The following is a 620-nucleotide window of genomic DNA, read 5'->3' as shown; positions in this document are numbered from 1 at the left end:
CGGGCAGGCCGAAGCGCACCGGCGCGGGCCGCTGGCGCGTGCGCACCAGCAGCACCACGTTGGGGTCGGCGAAGGCCTGCTGCGCCGCGTCGGCCGGCGCCAGGTCTGCGCACACGCGCTCGTCGGCCGTGCACAGGCGCTCGGCCACGCTGAGCTGGAAGTCGTCCTGCAGGCCCTCGGCCACCAGCAGGCGGGCGATGCGCGCAGGCGTGTTGTCGGGGCTGGTGAGCACCGCCAGCCGGTCGTGCGCGCGCACGGCCTGCGCCAGCGCATACAGGCCGTGCGACGGCGCCGCGCCCTGCTGCCACTCGCCCGCATCCCTGGCATGCACCGAGACGATGCGCGCGTCCTGCCAGGCCAGCCCCAGGCGGGCGCAGGCCAGCTGCAGCGTGGAGACGTTGGGAATCACCTCGATGGCCTCGATGCACAGGCGCGAGGCCAGGTAGCTGGCGATGCCGTGGCACAGCGGGTCGCCCGTGGCCAGCACCACGCTGGCCTGCTGCGCATCGCGCGCGGCGGCGATCCAGCCGGGCACGGCGGAGAGCTGCCCCGTGAGGTCGCGCCGCGTGGCGCCGGGGGCGATGTCGTCCTCGAACAGCGCCAGCGCGCGCGTGCCGCCG

Annotated in this window: 1 protein-coding gene; it reads right to left on the bottom strand. The window is 76.1% G+C overall.

What is annotated here, in order from left to right; all coding sequences use genetic code 11:
- Nucleotides 1-620: precorrin-6y C5,15-methyltransferase (decarboxylating) subunit CbiE (gene cbiE / locus AC27KI_RS26785; protein WP_487116938.1), on the bottom strand; the 620-nt coding region annotated here is incomplete at both ends.

The sequence above is a fragment of the Acidovorax sp. KPB24-03 genome (assembly GCF_057546605.1).
This window is presented reverse-complemented; position numbering and strand designations above follow the sequence as displayed.